Source organism: Dermacoccus abyssi (genome assembly GCF_003515945.1).
Classification (GTDB): domain Bacteria; phylum Actinomycetota; class Actinomycetes; order Actinomycetales; family Dermatophilaceae; genus Dermacoccus; species Dermacoccus abyssi.
The window spans coordinates 1-15689 of the sequence record NZ_QWLM01000001.1 but is presented as its reverse complement, the minus strand read 5'-3'; the positions used below and the strand labels follow the sequence as shown (position 1 = coordinate 15689).

At 68.4% G+C, this 15689-nt stretch carries 19 protein-coding genes; 12 read left to right on the top strand and 7 right to left on the bottom strand.

Going from position 1 to position 15689, the window contains the following annotated elements; all coding sequences use genetic code 11:
* The first annotated feature begins 100 nt into the window (after positions 1-100).
* The 3 genes from D1832_RS00095 to D1832_RS00085 all read left to right on the top strand — a co-directional run bounded on the left by D1832_RS00095 (position 101) and on the right by D1832_RS00085 (position 2200).
* Positions 101-1414, top strand: a complete 1314-nt coding sequence (locus tag D1832_RS00095) for a uracil-xanthine permease family protein (protein ID WP_118912105.1) — start codon at positions 101-103, stop codon at positions 1412-1414.
* Positions 1415-1478: 64 nt separating this feature from the next.
* Positions 1479-1748, top strand: coding sequence for a F0F1 ATP synthase subunit epsilon (locus D1832_RS00090; RefSeq protein ID WP_047310246.1), 270 nt, complete (start codon positions 1479-1481; stop codon positions 1746-1748).
* A 14-nt stretch (positions 1749-1762) separates the two neighbouring features.
* Entirely contained in the window at positions 1763-2200 is a 438-nt protein-coding gene (locus D1832_RS00085; RefSeq protein WP_118912104.1) for a DUF2550 family protein, read from the top strand.
* A gap of 77 nt (positions 2201-2277) precedes the next feature.
* Here the strand turns inward: D1832_RS00085 and D1832_RS00080 are convergent, their stop codons facing one another.
* Positions 2278-2919: a cob(I)yrinic acid a,c-diamide adenosyltransferase gene (locus tag D1832_RS00080; protein ID WP_118912103.1), complete on the bottom strand. Its 642-nt coding sequence runs from the start codon at positions 2917-2919 to the stop codon at positions 2278-2280.
* A 230-nt stretch (positions 2920-3149) separates the two neighbouring features.
* On the opposite strand from D1832_RS00080, the gene D1832_RS00075 reads away from it, so the two are divergent.
* Positions 3150-3536, top strand: coding sequence for an STAS domain-containing protein (locus D1832_RS00075; RefSeq protein WP_118912102.1), 387 nt, complete (start codon positions 3150-3152; stop codon positions 3534-3536).
* A 10-nt stretch (positions 3537-3546) separates the two neighbouring features.
* Here the strand turns inward: D1832_RS00075 and nucS are convergent, their stop codons facing one another.
* Both nucS and D1832_RS00065 read right to left on the bottom strand, forming a co-directional pair.
* Complete coding sequence (gene nucS, locus D1832_RS00070; protein WP_047310243.1) at positions 3547-4242, bottom strand: endonuclease NucS; 696 nt, start codon at positions 4240-4242, stop codon at positions 3547-3549.
* A gap of 11 nt (positions 4243-4253) precedes the next feature.
* On the bottom strand, positions 4254-5069 hold the full coding sequence (locus D1832_RS00065; RefSeq protein WP_118912101.1) for a hypothetical protein: 816 nt from the start codon (positions 5067-5069) through the stop codon (positions 4254-4256).
* 77 nt (positions 5070-5146) lie between these two features.
* Here D1832_RS00065 and D1832_RS00060 point away from each other — a divergent pair, with 77 nt between their 5' ends.
* From D1832_RS00060 to D1832_RS00050, 3 genes are read left to right on the top strand one after another with little or no spacing between them, the layout of a single operon-like run.
* Positions 5147-6829, top strand: coding sequence for a 3-hydroxyacyl-CoA dehydrogenase family protein (locus D1832_RS00060; protein ID WP_118912100.1), 1683 nt, complete (start codon positions 5147-5149; stop codon positions 6827-6829).
* Entirely contained in the window at positions 6829-7128 is a 300-nt protein-coding gene (locus D1832_RS00055) for a hypothetical protein (protein WP_047310241.1), read from the top strand. Before D1832_RS00060 ends, D1832_RS00055 begins: the two co-directional genes overlap by 1 nt.
* Positions 7129-7151: 23 nt before the next feature.
* Positions 7152-7907: an alpha/beta hydrolase gene (locus D1832_RS00050; protein ID WP_118912099.1), complete on the top strand. Its 756-nt coding sequence runs from the start codon at positions 7152-7154 to the stop codon at positions 7905-7907.
* Between the two features lie 196 nt (positions 7908-8103).
* Here the strand turns inward: D1832_RS00050 and D1832_RS00045 are convergent, their stop codons facing one another.
* Together D1832_RS00045 and D1832_RS00040 are read right to left on the bottom strand one after the other, a co-directional pair.
* Positions 8104-8589, bottom strand: coding sequence for a GNAT family N-acetyltransferase (locus D1832_RS00045; protein ID WP_118912315.1), 486 nt, complete (start codon positions 8587-8589; stop codon positions 8104-8106).
* A 136-nt stretch (positions 8590-8725) separates the two neighbouring features.
* Positions 8726-9100 carry a hypothetical protein gene (locus D1832_RS00040; RefSeq protein WP_118912098.1) on the bottom strand — a complete coding sequence of 125 codons (375 nt, stop codon included), beginning with the start codon at positions 9098-9100 and terminating at the stop codon, positions 8726-8728.
* Positions 9101-9184: 84 nt separating this feature from the next.
* Here D1832_RS00040 and D1832_RS00035 point away from each other — a divergent pair, with 84 nt between their 5' ends.
* Positions 9185-10327, top strand: a complete 1143-nt coding sequence (locus tag D1832_RS00035; RefSeq protein ID WP_118912314.1) for an IS30 family transposase — start codon at positions 9185-9187, stop codon at positions 10325-10327.
* Positions 10328-10382: 55 nt separating this feature from the next.
* On the opposite strand, the gene mce is transcribed toward D1832_RS00035, so the two are convergent.
* Positions 10383-10832 carry a methylmalonyl-CoA epimerase gene (gene mce / locus D1832_RS00030; protein WP_118912097.1) on the bottom strand — a complete coding sequence of 150 codons (450 nt, stop codon included), beginning with the start codon at positions 10830-10832 and terminating at the stop codon, positions 10383-10385.
* A 70-nt stretch (positions 10833-10902) separates the two neighbouring features.
* Between mce and D1832_RS00025 the strand changes: the two genes are divergently transcribed.
* The 4 genes from D1832_RS00025 to D1832_RS00010 all read left to right on the top strand — a co-directional run bounded on the left by D1832_RS00025 (position 10903) and on the right by D1832_RS00010 (position 15324).
* Positions 10903-12102, top strand: a complete 1200-nt coding sequence (locus D1832_RS00025) for an acetyl-CoA C-acetyltransferase (protein ID WP_118912312.1) — start codon at positions 10903-10905, stop codon at positions 12100-12102.
* Positions 12103-12108: 6 nt separating this feature from the next.
* Positions 12109-13059 carry a methylmalonyl Co-A mutase-associated GTPase MeaB gene (gene meaB / locus D1832_RS00020; protein ID WP_241510784.1) on the top strand — a complete coding sequence of 317 codons (951 nt, stop codon included), beginning with the start codon at positions 12109-12111 and terminating at the stop codon, positions 13057-13059.
* A gap of 151 nt (positions 13060-13210) precedes the next feature.
* Entirely contained in the window at positions 13211-14920 is a 1710-nt protein-coding gene (locus D1832_RS00015; protein ID WP_118912096.1) for an NAD(P)/FAD-dependent oxidoreductase, read from the top strand.
* 98 nt (positions 14921-15018) lie between these two features.
* Positions 15019-15324 carry a thiamine-binding protein gene (locus D1832_RS00010; RefSeq protein WP_118912311.1) on the top strand — a complete coding sequence of 102 codons (306 nt, stop codon included), beginning with the start codon at positions 15019-15021 and terminating at the stop codon, positions 15322-15324.
* Positions 15325-15362: 38 nt separating this feature from the next.
* Here D1832_RS00010 and D1832_RS00005 read toward each other — a convergent pair whose 3' ends face one another.
* Positions 15363-15596, bottom strand: coding sequence for a hypothetical protein (locus D1832_RS00005; protein ID WP_118912095.1), 234 nt, complete (start codon positions 15594-15596; stop codon positions 15363-15365).
* Positions 15597-15689 lie beyond the last annotated feature (93 nt).

Sequence of the window (15689 nt, the reverse complement as noted above, 5' to 3'; positions counted from 1 at the left end):
GCCGCAGGTGTCGGGCAACCCGTGATGATTCGGACGAGGGGCCGGGGGCGAGAAGCCTCCGGCCCTTCGTCCGTCATGTGACGAACGAACGAAGGACGACGTGATGGATCTCGGGCTCAAGTGGCGGCCGCACGACGGCGACCTGACGCGGGCCGGTGCCGTGGTGGCGCCGGACGAGCGGCTCGCGTGGCCGAAGACGATCGGCATCGGTATGCAGCACGTCGTCGCCATGTTCGGCGCCACGTTCCTCGTGCCGTTGCTGACGGGCTTCCCGCCCTCGGCGACGCTGTTCTTCTCGGGCATCGGAACGATGCTCTTCCTGCTGCTCACGGCCGGTCGTGTACCGAGCTACCTCGGGTCGTCGTTCGCCTTCATCGCGCCGCTCACCGCAGCCACGAAGTCGCATGACATGGCCACCGCGCTCGGCGGCGTCGTCATGGCCGGTCTGGCGTTGTTCCTCGTCGGTCTGCTCGTGCAGGTCGTGGGTGACGGCTGGTTGCGAGCCCTCATGCCGCCTGTGGTCACAGGAGCCATCGTCGCGCTGATCGGCCTCAACCTCGCCCCGGCCGCGAAGCAGAACTTCATCAAGTCGCCGGTGACGGCTCTCGTGACGCTTCTCGTCGTCCTCGCCGTCACGGTGCTGGCCAAGGGCCTGCTGGGGCGTCTCAGCATTCTGCTGGGTGTCGTGGCGGGTTACGCCGTCGCGTGTTTCCGCGGGGAAGTCGACTTCAAGGCGCTCGGCGCTGCCGATTGGCTTGGCCTGCCGGACTTCCACTCGCCGTCCTTCGACCTGAGCGTCATGGGATTGTTCGTGCCGGTCGTGCTCGTGCTCGTCGCGGAGAACATCGGGCACGTGAAGTCGGTCGCGCAGATGACGGACCGCAACCTCGACGACGTGTCGGGCCGCGCGCTCATGGGTGACGGTCTCGCCACGACCCTGGCCGGTCTCGGTGGTGGCTCCGGTACGACGACCTATGCCGAGAACATCGGCGTCATGGCCGCGACGAAGGTGTACTCGACCGCGGCCTACTGGGTCGCCGCCGTCACCGCCGTGCTGCTCTCGTTCTGCCCGAAGGTCGGCGCGGCCATCGCAACGATTCCGCCGGGTGTCCTCGGGGGAGTGGCCACCGTTCTCTACGGCATGATCGGCATGCTCGGCGTGCGGATCTGGATGGAGAACAAGGTCGACTTCGCCAACCCGGTCAACCTCATGACGGCCGCAGTGGCCCTCATCATCGGTATAGCCGATTACACCTGGAAGGTCGGCGACCTCACGTTCGCCGGCATCGCGCTCGGCACGTTCGCCGCCGTCGCCCTCTTCCACACCATGCGTTTCGCGGCGCGCACGAGCGGCGCCGTGCCCGACCCACTCGCCAAGGCCGACGACGTCGAACGTCGCGAGCCGAAGGCCTGAGACGAAGCCCACGTTTCCCCGGTTATCATGGGGGAACTCACCGACTCGAAGAGGAATCGCCCTGATGAGCAACCTGAACGTCAAGTTCGTCGCCGCCGACCGTGAGGTCTGGGAAGGCGAAGCGAGCCGTCTGATCGCCCGCACCACCGAAGGTGAGATCGGCATCCTGCCCGGTCACCAGCCCCTGCTTTCCGTGCTCATCGAGGGCGACGTCGTCGTCGTCCCGACCTCGGGCGAGCGTCGCACGGTCCAGATCGACGGTGGCTTCCTCTCCGTCGACAAGAACGTCGTCACGGTAGTCGCGCAGCACGTCGAGATGGCCGACGCCTCCTGAGGCAACGACGCACGATGTCTGATGCGCTGACGGCCGGCGAGATCGTTCTCGCGCTGGCCGTCATTGCGTTGCTCGTAAGGCTCGGCGCGATGGTGTATCGCACCCGCAGCCTCTCGCGCGAGGGAAACCTCGCTGTCATGGCCACCCGTTACCCGAACGGCTCGTGGCGCACCGGCATGGTGCGCTACCGGCCGGATCGGCTCGAGTGGTTCACTTTCCGGACTCTGCGGCTCACGCCTGAGCGCATCTGGAAGCGTGGCGAGTTCGTTCTCGGCTCGCGCAACGCGCTCGACTCGAGCGAGTTGCCGCGGGCGATGACGGGGGATGCGGTCGCGGTCGATGTCGAGTGTGCTGTCGAGCGCTTCTCGATCGCCATGGCGCCTGCCGACTACACGGCCTTGCGATCCTGGAGTGAGTCGGCTCCGCCCGGCCTGCGCTCGCAGGGCTACTGAGTCAGGCGCGCACAGGAGGGCCCCCGACACATCGGTGTCGGGGGCCCTCCTGCGCGCACGGGTGTGCGTTGCGGGCGTCAGGTTGTGGAAGCGCCCTCTTCGCGGCCACCGCCGGGCTGCCACAGCACATCCCCAGGGCCCTGGGCGTTGGCGTAGCGCGCGAAGACGAAGAGCGCATCCGACAGCCGATTGAGGTACTTCGCCGTGAGGACGTTGACGCCACCGGGGCGTTCGGCGCTCTTGCCGTCACCGGACGCCGGCTCGTCCCCGTGTGCGTCGAGGGCAGCCCAGGCTGCCCGCTCCGCACGCCGGACGACGGTGCGCGCGAGGTGGAGGTAGGCCGCTGCCTGCGTCCCACCTGCGAGGACGAAGGAGCGCAGCGTCGGTAGCTCGGCGCCGAACTCGTCGCACTGTTGCTCCAACTCGTCGATCCACTCCTCGCGCACGCGAAGTGGTGGGTGCGCCGGTGCTTCGACGAGAGGCGTCGAGAGATCGGCTCCGACGTCGAAGAGGTCGTTCTGGATGCGCAGGAGGACGGGGCGCAGGGCCTCGGGAAGGTCCGGGGCGCAGGTGAGCGCGAGGCCGATGGTGGCGCCTGCCTCATCGGTGTCGGCGTAGGCCGCGAGCCTCGGATCGTTCTTCGAGGTGCGCGAGAAATCGCCGAGGCCGGTGGAACCGTCGTCGCCGGTGCGGGTGTAGATGGTGCTGAGTACGACCATGGCATCACCCTGCCAGACGAAGGGCCGCCGTGTCGGCGCAGGCGTGTGGCCGTCCCCGCCGTCAGCTGGGCGTGAGAGCGGCGCGTTACGACCCTTTGGCAGTCGTTATGTTTTCGTTACCGAAATGGGCGAACCTCACGTGGGGGTCGCGCGTCAGAGTAGAGGTAAGCGAAGCAAAGCGGCGCCCGCCGCCGCCCCGAGCCCGTCCTGAACGCACGAAGGGGAACGACATGTCCCAGCCGGTTGCAGACAAGACCGATGCACGTGCGCGCGAGCGCACCGCCGAGGTGCGCCACATCGTCGACGGGGTCGAACTCGGTGTTGTGGGGTCGATCTGTGCCAGCACGAGCAGTGAGGTGCGCAGCGAGCTCACCCAGGCGATCGGCGCGGGCGAGGGCGACCTCGTCGTTCACCTCTCGGAGGCCGAGGTGTGGGACGCCACGGGCCTCGGCGTCATCGTCGGAGCTCACCGCCGCGCTGCTGCCGAAGGACGGCGACTGGTCGTGGCCGACGCCTCGCCGCGACTGCGCCGCCTGATGTGTGCGACGAAGCTCGACCGTCACCTCGAGGTCGAGCGGGAGCTGACGCAGTTCGTCCCGCTCGCCGCCACCGCCTGAGCGAACCGGCTCAGAACAGGCGTGTCTCGGAGTCGTCGATTCCCTTGAGGGCGTCGTAGTCGAGCACGACGCAGCGGATGCCGCGGTCCGCTGCGAGCGTTCGGGCCTGGGGCTTGATCGTCTGGGCAGCGAAGACACCCGACACGGGGGCGAGGTGCGGGTCGCGGTTGAGCAGTTCGAGATAGCGCGTCAGCTGTTCGACGCCTTCGATCGTGCCGTGCCGCTTGAGTTCCACGGCCACCGTGGCCCCGGTGGAGTCCTTGCACATGATGTCGACGGGTCCGATGGCCGTCATGTACTCGCGGCGCATGAGCGTGTAGCCCGAACCGAGGGTCTCGATGTGTTGAGCGAGCAGCTTCTGCAGCTGCGCCTCCACACCGTCCTTGACAAGGCCAGGGTCGACGCCGAGTTCGTGGGCGCTGTCGTGGTGGATGTCGTACAGCTTGATCCGCAGTCGATCGTCGGACTTGGCGTGCTGCACGAGCCACACGGAGCTGACGCCCTCTACCGTCTCGACCTCGTCGGGCTCGATCTCGGCCATGGCGCACGGCGGGGCCATCCAGTTGAGGGGCTTGTACGAGCCTCCGTCGGAGTGCACGAGCACGGAGCCGTCGGCCTTGACCATGAGAAGCCGCTTGGCCAGGGGGAGGTGGGCCTGCAGGCGGCCCTCGTAGTCGACGCTGCAGTCGGCAATCACGATTCGCACGAGGAGTAAGCCTACGCTTCCGCCTCGCTGCGTCCGGCCAGGGCGATACAGGCACCGAGGGTGAGGACGAAGCCCGCGACGGCCAGGACCTGCGTGTTCGGCCGCACCCCGTCGCCGAGGAGGGCGAGGCCGACGAGGGATGGTGCCACGGTTTCCAGGGCGAAGGTGATCGCCGCGACAGACGTCGTTTCGCCGGCGTCGAGGGCGAACCCGTAGGCAACGGTCGCGATGACGGCGTGCAGCACAAGCGCCCACAGTGCCCAGGTCCCGAGGGCATCGCCCAGGCTGCCGTTCCACGGCAGGATGCGGGCGCCGACGGCGAGACCGCCGTACCCGAGCCCCGCGACCACAGCCAGCACGGAGCTGGCGCGACGACGCGCCGCAAGGACCCCGACGGCGGCAAGCAGGACGGCCACGGCGACGAGGGCCGGCGCCAGCCACGACGGCGGATCGTGCGGCGGCGTGTCCCGTGCGGTGGCGGCCAGGCAGACGAGCCCTAGGGCGACCACCGCCAGAGCTGCGACCTCACGCCGCGTCAGTTTGGCGCCCAGCACGATGACGGCGAGCACCGCCGTCACGGCGACCGACGATGCAATGACCGACTGGACGAGGAAGAGGGGGAGAGCGCGCAGCGCGCCCACGGAGGCGGCGAACGCCACGACGTCGAGTCCCAGGCCCGCGGCGTACAACCACCCGGCTCGCGCCCGCTGCAGGAGGGTGCTGCCGGCCGGGGCCGCCCGGAGTCCGCGCACGCCGAGTGCCTGGAGGATCGTGGCGCTTCCGTACGCCAGCGCGGCGAGCAGAGCGCCGAGGAGTCCGAGGAGCATGCGCTGACTGTGTCACCCTCCTCGCAGCATCGGGAGCCTCGGCCCGTGGCGCGGACACATCTGAGAGACTGGCGACCATGATCAACACAGTGGGTGTCATCGGGCTCGGCACGATGGGTGCGGGCATCGTCGAGGTCTTCGCGAAGGCCGGTTTGAGCGTCATCGCCGTCGACGGTTCGGCCGAGTTGGCCGAGCGCGGCAAGGGCTTCCTCGAGAAGTCGCTCGGTCGTGCGGTGAGCAAGGGCAAGCTCGACGAGGCGGCGCGCGACGAGATCGTCGGCCGCGTCTCGTTCGGCGACGACCTCGGTGCGATGAAGGACGCCGACCTCGTCATCGAGGCGGTGCCGGAGCGGCTGGAGATCAAGGAATCGATCTTCACGACGCTCGACGGCATCGTCCGTGAGGACTGCGTGCTCGCGACGAACACGTCGTCGCTGTCGATCACCGAGATCGCGCGGGCCACGAAGGTGCCGTCGCGGGTCATCGGTATGCACTTCTTCAACCCGGCGCCGGTTCAGCCGCTCGTCGAGGTCATCCGTTCCGTCATGAGCGACGAGACGCTTGTCGAGCAGGTCCGCGAGCTGGCCGAGCGCCTCGGCAAGAAGCCGGTCGTTGTCGGCGACCGCGCCGGTTTCGTCGCCAACGCTCTGCTCGTCTCCTACCTCGCGCGGTCCATCCGCGCCTACGAGTCCGGCCTCGCCTCACGCTCCGACATCGATGCGGCCATGGCCGCCGGCGTCGGTCTGCCGATGGGCCCGCTCACGCTGTGCGACCTCGTCGGCCTCGACGTCATCCACGAGGTGTGCGGCGTGCTCTACAACGCCACGGGTGACCCGAGCGTCGCCTCGCCGTCGATCCTGCGCCAGTTGGTGACGGCCGGTCGCCTCGGCCGCAAGAGCGGTCACGGCTTCTACACCTACGACGGTGTCGGTTCCGGCACGGTGGTCGACGACGCTGCCACGACGGCACCCGCCAAGCCCCTCGAAGGCAAGGTCGGTCTCGTCGGCGAGGGTGACCTCGTCGACGCCCTCGGCTCGGAGCTGAGCGACGCAGGCGTCGAGGTCGTCCGGGTTGTCTCGGCGGACGACGCAGCCTCGCTCAAGGGCGTGGCCGTCACGCTCGCCGTTGACGCGGTCGAGCTCGACGGCGACTGCTGCGGCGGCGGATGCTGCGGTGGAGACGACGCCTCGCACGGCGACGTCGAGAGCGGCCTCGAGATCGGGGCGAAGCCGGTGCTGCGCGCCGTGCGTGACGCCATCGGTGACGCAGGCGTCATCGCTGCGCTCGGCGAGGGATCCGTCGAGACCGCGTCCACGGGCGACCCGACGATCGACGCCACCATCGTGCCCGTCGTCCTGCACGAGAAGCAGAGGGCCGGCCAGGTGCTCGAGATCGGCCGTTCGGTCGCCATCAGCGACGAGGCCGTCGAGACGGTGCGTTCGCTCGCCGCTGCGGCCGGCTGGACGCCCGTCGTCGGTAAGGACCGTGCAGGCCTCGTCGTCGACGCGCTGCTCTATCCGCACCTCAACGACGCCGCGAAGATGCTCGACTCCGGCTACGCCACGGTCGAGGACATCGAGACGGCGATGAAGGCAGGCTGCGGTTACCCGCAGGGCCTGTTCGAACTGCTCGACGAGGCCGGCCCCGACGACGTCCACGGTGTACTCTCGGAAATGCACTTCGAAACCGGGGAACAGCACCTCGTGCCGTCGCCGCTGCTCACCGAGCACATCCTCGCGGATCGTCCCTTCCGGAACTGATGCCTCGGCGGAACCGACCCCGCCGGGACGAGACGCGCGGCGACGTCAGCGCGGCGTTCCGTCCCGTCGATGTCGTCCAGAGCTACGCCGGCGGACGCTGGACGGTGCGGGTGCTGCGGGGCAACAGCGAGGGCAAGGTCTACACGTGCCCCGGCTGCCAGCAGCAACTTGCGTCGTCGCTGCCGCACGTCGTCGTCTGGCCGATGGACCGGCTCGGTGACGTGACCGACCGACGCCATTGGCACACGAGCTGCTGGCAGGCTCGCGACCGGCGTCCGCCGCAGGGCTCTTGGCGCTGAACCACCGGACGAGGGAAATCGACATGACGATGCAGGAGATCCGCTCGAACACCGTGCTCGCCGCGCGGCGCGAGGAGATCGAGTTGCACACCGCGGACGGCCTGAAGCTCGTGGGTGAACTGGCGCTGCCGCCGTCGAACGATCCAGTGGCCACACTCGTGACGCTGCACCCGCTGCCGACGCATGGCGGCTTCATGGACAGCCATGTCTACAAGAAGGCCGCCAACCGGCTGCCGGCGCTCGCGGACATCGCGGTGCTGCGGTTCAACACGCGTGGCACGTCGTCGCCGCGCGGGACGTCGGAGGGTGCGTTCGACTCGGCTGACGGTGAGCGGTTCGACGTCGCCGCCGCCATCGAGTTCGCGGAGTTCCACGAGTCGCCGGCGCTGACCAATCGTTGGCTGGTGGGGTGGAGCTTCGGCACGGATCTGACGCTCATGCACGGGCTCGATCCGTCGATCGAGGGCGCGATCCTGCTGTCGCCGCCGCTGCGGTGGTCGCAGCCCGAGCACCTCGCGGCGTGGGCCGAATCGCGCAAGCCGGTGACGGCGCTCGTGCCCGAACTGGATGACAACCTGCGCCCCGACGAGGCGCGCGACCGGTTCGCGGCCATTCCGCAGGCTGACGTCATCGGCGTCGATGGCGCGAAGCACCTGTGGGTGGGGGAGAAGTACGTGCGGCGCGTGCTCGACGAGATCGTGCGCATCGTCGCGCCGTCGAAGCTGCCCGAGGGTGGCCTGCCAACCGAGGTCGACGCTTCGCTCGTGGTCGAGGGCTGAGTTGACACGCAAGCGGTGGGCGCCTCTGTGAGCCCGGGCACCCTTGGTGGCTGTCTCGGACCGGTTGTCGACACTGACGTTCGGCGCCGCGAGGTTCTGTACGTCGTTCTACTACCCCCTGACCGGGGCATAACCACGTGCAGAGCCACCCCAGCTTGGGTGGTGGAGAAACGACCGTTTCTGCACCCCGAGGCGATCAGAGGTCGATGCGGTACTGGTACTCGTCTCCCTGTTCACCGACGCGGGACATGCCGGCGTGTTCAAGGGTGCGTTGGGAGGCGATGTTGTCCATGGCAGTGGCGGCGACCACGTGATCGAGGCCGAGCTCACGGGCCGCGTCAATGAGCGCGCGCGAAGCCTCGGCGGCGAATCCTGCGCCACGTGCGGAAGGGACGAGGCCGTATCCGATCTCCACCGAGCCATCCTGGGGCTGACCCTTGAACCCAATGCCGCCAACGGCGCGACCGTCGCTGCGACGGATGATGACGTAGAAACCGAACGGCTGCTGATCCCCGGATGTGTTGGTGGCGCGCAAAAACATCGTCGCTCCGATGACATCGCCCTCGAACGGGAAGTCTTCCGCCCACAAGTCATCGGGCGCCGGGTCGCGCCCCACAATGCGCTCGGCCTCGTCCGGCGTAGCTGGGTGCAGGACAAGTCGCTCAGTGGTGAAGTCACTCATGCTCGCACCCAATCGGTTTTCGACCTGGCCGGTCAACCATTTTTCGCGCCATGCCCCTGTAGCTCAAACGAAGGGTTCTGCACCATCGTGCTGGCCCGGTAGCTCAACCCACCGTTTCCGCACCTCTGGGTGGGGATCAGCTCGTGATGCAGGGCGACTCCCATTCCGGGCCGTCCGTATCAAAGTAAGGGTCGCCGTCGGGGCCGAGCGATCCGCCACTGATGCGAGTCACCACGGGGGCCGGTTCCTGTTTGCGGACTGCCACGGAGTACGCCGGGTCACCTGCGCTCTTGACCGTGACCTCAGCGACGTAACAGGCGCCCTGCGACACGAAGCTGTTGACCTCCACCTGATTGTCTGAGACATGAAGACGATCAGCGGCTGCGTGACGGATGACTGAACGATCCTCAGCTGGCCCCCGCAGGTGCATCACTGCGCCCAGTGAGAGGATCGCGACACCCAGGAGAGCCGCTAGGAAGACACACATCTTGCTTGCCCGGGTCTTGGTCATAGGGACAGCATTCCCGAGCTAGACAAAAACGAAGGCGAGTTCAACCGGTCAACGCACCACCACCGATAGGGGATCGTGGGTGTCATGGCCGGGTTGTCGAACGAGCAGCAGGAGAACGTCTGGGCGTTGTGGGCGAAGGGTGAGTCGTTCAGGCTCATCGCCCGCACGATCGGCGTCAGCCAAACCCCAGTCCGGACGCTGCTGCGCCGCCATGGCGGAGTGAAACCGCCGCCGCGCGCCCGGAACCGGCGGCACCTGTCGCTGAGTGAACGTGAAGAGATCTCCCGCGGCCTCGCCGCCGGCTTGTCGTGCCGTGTCATCGCCGCTCGGCTGGGACGGCATCACACGAGCATCAGCCGCGAAGTCGCCCGCCACGGCGGCCCCGGCACCTATCGCGCGGCCAGCGCTGACGCGGGCGCGTGGCGCAACGCGCGCCGCCCGAAACCCTCACGTCTTCACCGCGACCCGGCGCTGTCGAGCCTAGTCGCGGCGAAGCTGGAACGAGGGTGGTCACCCACCCAGATCGCCCACTGGCTACGGCGCGAACAGCAGGATTCGTTGTCGCACGAGTCGATCTACCACGCCCTGTACACCGGCCAGATCCGTGCGCCACGACAGGGAAGCCTCCTGCGATCAGGGCGATCCCTGCGCCATGCGCGCGTCGCGAAGCCCCGACAACGCCGCGGCGTGTTGCGGAACATGACCTCCATCCACGATCGACCCGCCAGCGTCGAAGACCGGGCCGAAGTCGGCCATTGGGAAGGTGACCTCATCATGGGCCAGCGCCCATCAGCCGTGGCCACCCTCGTCGAACGCTCCACCCGCCTGGTGCGCGTCGTCGCCCTGCCCGACGGGTACAAGGCTGACGCCGTCAGGGACGCTCTCATCGAGAATCTCGCCGACATGCCGCCGCAGTTTCGTCGGTCGTTGACGTGGGATCGCGGCAGGGAAATGGCCTTCCACGACCAGGTGACGCACGCCCTGGGCATGCAAGTGTTCTTCTGTGACGCCCGTTCGCCATGGCAGCGCGGCACGAACGAAAACACGAACCGCCTGCTGCGTCAGTACCTCGCGAAGAACGCCGACCTACGCTCCTTCACCCAGACCGACCTCGACACCATCGCGACGCGCATCAACGAACGGCCCCGCAAGGTCCTCGGCTGGGCCTCATCCCACGACGCCTTCACCGATAGCCTGAACACCATCAATGGTGCGTTGACCGGTTGAATCCGCCAACGTTTTGCGACGACGCCGAGCCTTGGGGTAGAAACGATGGGCTGCCTCAGTGTCCTTCAGCCGCCGGCTCGACAAGTTCGACGAGCACGCCGCCGGCATCCTTGGGGTGGATGAAGTTGATGCGGCTGCCGCCGGTGCCGATCTTCGGCGCGTCGTAGAGCAACCGCATCCCGCGCTCGCGCAGCGTCGCGCTCACCGCGCCAAGGTCTGCGACGCGGTAGGCGAGTTGCTGCATGCCGGGGCCGGAGCGGTCGAGGAACTTCGCGATGCTCGACTCCGGCGACAGCGGCGCGAGCAGCTGGATGTGGCTGTGCGGGGCATCGGCCGGGCCGACGCTCATCATCGCCTCACGCACACCCTGCTCTTGGTTGGTCTCCTCGTGAGCAAGCGTCATGCCGTACGTGTCTCGATAGAAGGCGATCGCGTCGTCGAGGTCGGCCACCGCGATGCCGACGTGGTCGATCGCCTCGAACAGGTGCGTGAAAGAGCCGGTCATGACCCCACCATATGGTTTGCTGGAAACAGCGTCTTTGGTTAATGACGATTAACTCAATGTGGAGGAAGACATGACCGACACCACCGCCGTCATCGTCGGGGGTGCCCGTACCCCCATGGGTCGCCTGCTCGGCTCGCTCAAGGGTTTCTCGGGCTCCGATCTTGGCGGGATCGCCATCAAGGGGGCCCTCGAGAAGGCCGGCGTCACGGGCGATCAGGTCGAATACGTCATCATGGGTCAGGTGCTCACCGCCGGCGCCGGCCAGATCCCGGCCCGTCAGGCCGCGGTCAAGGGCGGCATCCCGATGAGCGTGCCCGCCCTGACGATCAACAAGGTCTGCCTCTCGGGTCTCGACGCGGTGGCGCTCGCCGCGCAGCTCATCCGCGCCGGTGAGTTCGACGTCGTCGTGGCCGGTGGTCAGGAGTCCATGACCCAGGCGCCGCACCTTCTCGAGAAGTCCCGTGAAGGCTTCAAGTACGGCGACGTGTCGATGCGCGACCACATGGCCTACGACGGTCTGTGGGACGCCTTCACCGACCAGGCCATGGGCAACCTCACGGAGCAGGCCAACTGCGGTGATGCGCAGTTCAGCCGCGAGGAGCAGGACGCCTTCTCCGCTGCGTCGCACCAGAAGGCTGCCGCCGCCTGGGAGAAGGGGTACTTCGACGACGAGGTCGTCTCCGTCGAGATCCCGCAGCGCAAGGGCGAGCCGGTGCAGTTCAAGAACGACGAGGGCGTGCGCGCCGACACGACGACCGAATCGCTCGGCAAGCTGCGTCCGGCCTTCAGCAAGGACGGAACGATCACGGCCGGCTCGGCCTCCCAGATCAGTGACGGTGCCGCGGCGCTCGTCGTCATGAGCAAGGCGAAGGCCGACGAACTCGGGCTCGAGGTCCTCGCCGAGATCGGTGCCCACGGCGTCGTCGCCGGCCCGGACTCGACGCTCCAGAGCCAGCCCGCGCGTGCCCTCGCGGCTGCCTGCGCCAAGGACGGCATGTCGCCCACCGACCTCGACGTCGTCGAGATCAACGAGGCGTTCGCGGCCGTCGGCCTCGCGTCCACCAAGGAACTCGGCCTGGATCCGGAGAAGGTCAACCCGAACGGCGGCGCCATTGCCATGGGCCACCCGATCGGCATGTCCGGAGCCCGTCTCGTTCTCACGCTGGCCCACGAACTGAAGCGTCGTGGTGGCGGGGTCGGCGCCGCTGCGCTCTGCGGTGGCGGGGGACAGGGTGACGCGCTCGTCCTGCGCGTGGCCGCGGAAGGCTGATCAGCCGTGCCGCGCGAGATCGACGTGCCCCAGCTCGTCGCGCAGATGCGCGACGGCAGCAGGCGTGCGCTCGCGCGGCTGCTGACTTGCGTCGAGAACGGACACCCCAAGCTCGAGGAGATCGGAGCAGCCATCGCGCCGCACACGGGCGAGGCGCAGATCATCGGTCTCACGGGGCCGCCCGGGGTCGGTAAGTCGACGTCGACGAACGCGCTCGTCGAGGCCTACCGCAAGGACGGCAAGACGGTGGCCGTCCTTGCGGTCGACCCAAGTTCGCCGTTCTCCGGAGGAGCTCTGCTGGGCGACCGCATCCGGATGGTCGGCCACTCAGGTGATGAGGGCGTGTTCGTCCGCTCGATGGCGACGCGCGGCCACCTCGGTGGTCTCGCGGCCGCCGCTCCGGCGGCCCTGCGCGTGCTCGACGCAGCAGGCTTAGACATCGTGCTCGTGGAGACCGTGGGCGTCGGACAGTCGGAAGTGCATATCGCGGGCCTCGCGGACACGACGATCGTCCTGCTCGCGCCCGGTGCCGGAGATTCCATCCAGGCCGCGAAGGCCGGTGTCCTGGAGGTCGGTGATCTCTTCGTCGTCAACAAGGCCGACCGGGACGGTGCGCCTGCAACGGTGCGCGATCTGCGGCACATGATCTCGCTCGGCATGTCGGGTGAACCCGGTGAGTGGCGCCCGGAGGTCGTCTCCACGGTGGCCGAGAAGGCGCAGGGCGTCGAGGACGTCGTCGCGGCCGTCGAGGCACACAGGGCGTGGATGCTCGAGCACGACGAGCTCAGCGCGCGCCGCCGACGTCGGGCCGCGGGCGAGATCGAAGAGCTGGCGGTGCGGCGACTGCGTGAGCGCTGGGAACGCCCCAATGCCGAGGTGAAGCTCGACGACCTCGCTGAGGCTGTCGCTCGAGGGGTTCTGGACCCCTACGCCGCGGCGCAGGCCGTCGCGGGTTGAGGGTGAGGGGCTCGATGCGCGTCCGAAACCGCGCGAGAGCCCATGGCAGCGAGGCGTCGCCAGAGCGTGTTCTGAGGTGCGTCGCCGGCCGGTATCAGCTCTGATTCCGCGGAATACCGGGGTTGTCGGCGCCGATACATAGACTTGGAGCATGAAGCCTCGTACGCCCGTCATCATGCTCATCGCGGCCGCTGAGCACGCCGAAGAGATGCGGGACGAATTCACCCACCGCTACGCTGCCGACTACGACCTGCAACTCGCCACGACGCTCAGCGAATCGATGACGATGGCGCAGGGCCTCAACGCGCGCGGCATCCCGGTCGCGATGTTCGCCGCGACGACGCAGGTGGGCGACGCGACGGGCCTCGTCACGCTGCAGTGCCTGCATGCCGTCATGCCGGCGGCCAAGCGGGTCATGGTGCGCCTGCGCAGCGAACCGTGGGCGGTGGAGGAGCAGCGCGTCGCGCAGATCAGCGGCCAGATCGAGGCCGCGCTCCTGCTGCCGAGCGGCCCGCGCGACGAGGAGTTCCACACCGCCGTCACCGAGTTGCTCTCGGACTGGGGGTGGTCGGCGGGTGGCCCCGAGATCGAGCTCGTCAACATCGTGGCGCCCGCAGGCGACCCCAACGTCGGGGTGCTGCGCGACTTCCTCGACCGCCAGGGCATCCCGATGGGGGTCTGGCCGCCGGACGCTCCGCACGCAGCCAAGACGCTCGAGATGGCGCGTTCGCAGGGCATCGAGATCGCCTATCCGCTCGTGCGCATCGCCGAGCGCGAGGTTCACGCCAACCCTGACGTCCGTGTGCTCGGGCGCGCCTTCGGCGCCACCGTCGACGAGTTGGGCGAGGGCCACGTCGTCGACCTTGCGATCGTCGGTGCGGGCCCGGCCGGCCTCGCTGCCGCGGTGTACGGCGCGAGCGAGGGGCTGAGCACAGCCGTCATCGAGGCCGACGCCGTGGGCGGCCAGGCCGGCACGAGCTCGATGATCCGCAACTACCTGGGCTTTCCCCGCGGCATCTCGGGCATGCGCCTCGCGCAGCGCGCGCGGTTCCAGGCCACCCGGTTCGGCGCGGGCATCTACTCGGCCACCGAGGTCACCGGTTTCACGCCCGGCTATCGCGGCGAACCGCACGTGCTCGAGACCGACGACGGGCCGGTCTGCGCCCGCGCCGTTCTCATCTCGACGGGCGTGGCCTACCGTCGCCTCGGCGTCGAGGAGGTCGAAGGCTTCGTCGGACGCGGCGTGTACTACGGCGCGGCGTCGTCGGCTGCCCGCGAGTGCGAGGGCGGGCACGTCCTCGTCGTCGGCGGTGGCAACTCGGCGGGCCAGGCCGCCATCCACCTCTCACGCTTCGCGCGCTCCGTCAGCATCGTCGTGCGTCGCGACGGGCTCGCGGAGACGATGTCTGACTACCTGATCCGCGAGATCGAGGCGAACCCGCGAATCGTCGTCAAGACGAATGCGGAGATCGTCGGGGCGAGCGGCACCGATCGGCTGCAGCACGTGACGATCCGCTTCAACGAGAAGGACCAGGAGCTGACGGTTCCCGCCTGCGGGCTGTTCCTCCTGCTTGGCGCGCACCCGTGCGTCGACTGGCTCGACGGCACCGTGGCGCGTGACGCCAAGGGTTTCGTGCTCACCGGTCGTGACGTGCCGCAGGAGTTCTGGCGTGACGGGCTGCCCCCGGAAGCGCTCGCGACGAGCGTGCCTGGCGTGTTTGCCGCAGGCGACATCCGCGCCGGGTCGATGAAGCGCGTCGCCGCGGCGTCGGGTGAGGGCGCGGGGGCCGTGACGCTCGTTCACCACTGGCTCGAGGCCGTCGTGACGGGGACGTGCGACCCGGACGCCTGCGCGAGCTGATCCTGCCCGGCCCAAGACGCGACGCTCGTCGCACGCCGCGCGGGTGGCTGACGTGCGAACCTGACTGCATCGTTCCCATCACCTTCGAGGAGATCATGATGCTCGTCGCTTTCTCCGTCGCACCGTCGGCGACGGACGACCCGGACGGTTCCGTCAGCGAGGCGGTGGCCGCAGCCATCCGCGTGGTGCGTGAGTCGGGCATCCCGAACCGCACCGACGCGATGTTCACGACCCTCGAGGGGGAGTGGGACGAGTGCATGGACGTCGTGAAGCGGGCCTGCGAAGCCGTCGGAGCCGTTTCGCCCCGGGTCTCACTCGTGCTCAAGGCTGATATCCGGCCCGGTTTCACCGGCCAACTCGACGCCAAGGTCGCGCGCATCGAGGAGCGACTCACGGGCGAGTGACACCTCGTCGCGCGTGGTGTGCGCGAAGCTCCCGGGCGTCAGTGGCCCGCCTTCTCGAGAACCACCGTGAGGATGGCGGCCTGATGCCGCAATCGCGCGACCGACTCTGGCTGACCGTCGCCGAGAAGACTTGCGGCCCGGGAGAGTTCGTCGATCTCGTGCTGGACGATGTCGAGCACATCGCGTGAGGTGAGGTCACACCGTTCGGCCTCTGTCGAGCCGACGCCGATGTTGGGCAACTCGCCCGATCGGACTCCGCGCTTCGTGGTCAAGTCCCGGGTAGTGGTGTAGCGCTGCGTTCCTTCGTTGGGGTTGTTCAGGCGGTGATTGCGGGCAGGTCGTCAGCTCCGATCTGGGGTTCGGTG

Bases quoted from the DNA above. Each gene is read 5' to 3' on its own strand.
- D1832_RS00090 (WP_047310246.1), top strand. From the start codon at position 1,479: ATGAGCAACCTGAACGTCAAGTTCGTCGCCGCCGACCGTGAGGTCTGG.
- D1832_RS00085 (WP_118912104.1), top strand. From the start codon at position 1,763: ATGTCTGATGCGCTGACGGCCGGCGAGATCGTTCTCGCGCTGGCCGTC.
- D1832_RS00080 (WP_118912103.1), bottom strand. From the start codon at position 2,919: ATGGTCGTACTCAGCACCATCTACACCCGCACCGGCGACGACGGTTCC.
- D1832_RS00075 (WP_118912102.1), top strand. From the start codon at position 3,150: ATGTCCCAGCCGGTTGCAGACAAGACCGATGCACGTGCGCGCGAGCGC.
- D1832_RS00065 (WP_118912101.1), bottom strand. From the start codon at position 5,069: ATGCTCCTCGGACTCCTCGGCGCTCTGCTCGCCGCGCTGGCGTACGGA.
- D1832_RS00060 (WP_118912100.1), top strand. From the start codon at position 5,147: ATGATCAACACAGTGGGTGTCATCGGGCTCGGCACGATGGGTGCGGGC.
- D1832_RS00055 (WP_047310241.1), top strand. From the start codon at position 6,829: ATGCCTCGGCGGAACCGACCCCGCCGGGACGAGACGCGCGGCGACGTC.
- D1832_RS00050 (WP_118912099.1), top strand. From the start codon at position 7,152: ATGACGATGCAGGAGATCCGCTCGAACACCGTGCTCGCCGCGCGGCGC.
- D1832_RS00045 (WP_118912315.1), bottom strand. From the start codon at position 8,589: ATGAGTGACTTCACCACTGAGCGACTTGTCCTGCACCCAGCTACGCCG.
- D1832_RS00040 (WP_118912098.1), bottom strand. From the start codon at position 9,100: ATGACCAAGACCCGGGCAAGCAAGATGTGTGTCTTCCTAGCGGCTCTC.
- D1832_RS00035 (WP_118912314.1), top strand. From the start codon at position 9,185: ATGGCCGGGTTGTCGAACGAGCAGCAGGAGAACGTCTGGGCGTTGTGG.
- mce (WP_118912097.1), bottom strand. From the start codon at position 10,832: ATGACCGGCTCTTTCACGCACCTGTTCGAGGCGATCGACCACGTCGGC.
- D1832_RS00025 (WP_118912312.1), top strand. From the start codon at position 10,903: ATGACCGACACCACCGCCGTCATCGTCGGGGGTGCCCGTACCCCCATG.
- D1832_RS00015 (WP_118912096.1), top strand. From the start codon at position 13,211: ATGAAGCCTCGTACGCCCGTCATCATGCTCATCGCGGCCGCTGAGCAC.
- D1832_RS00010 (WP_118912311.1), top strand. From the start codon at position 15,019: ATGCTCGTCGCTTTCTCCGTCGCACCGTCGGCGACGGACGACCCGGAC.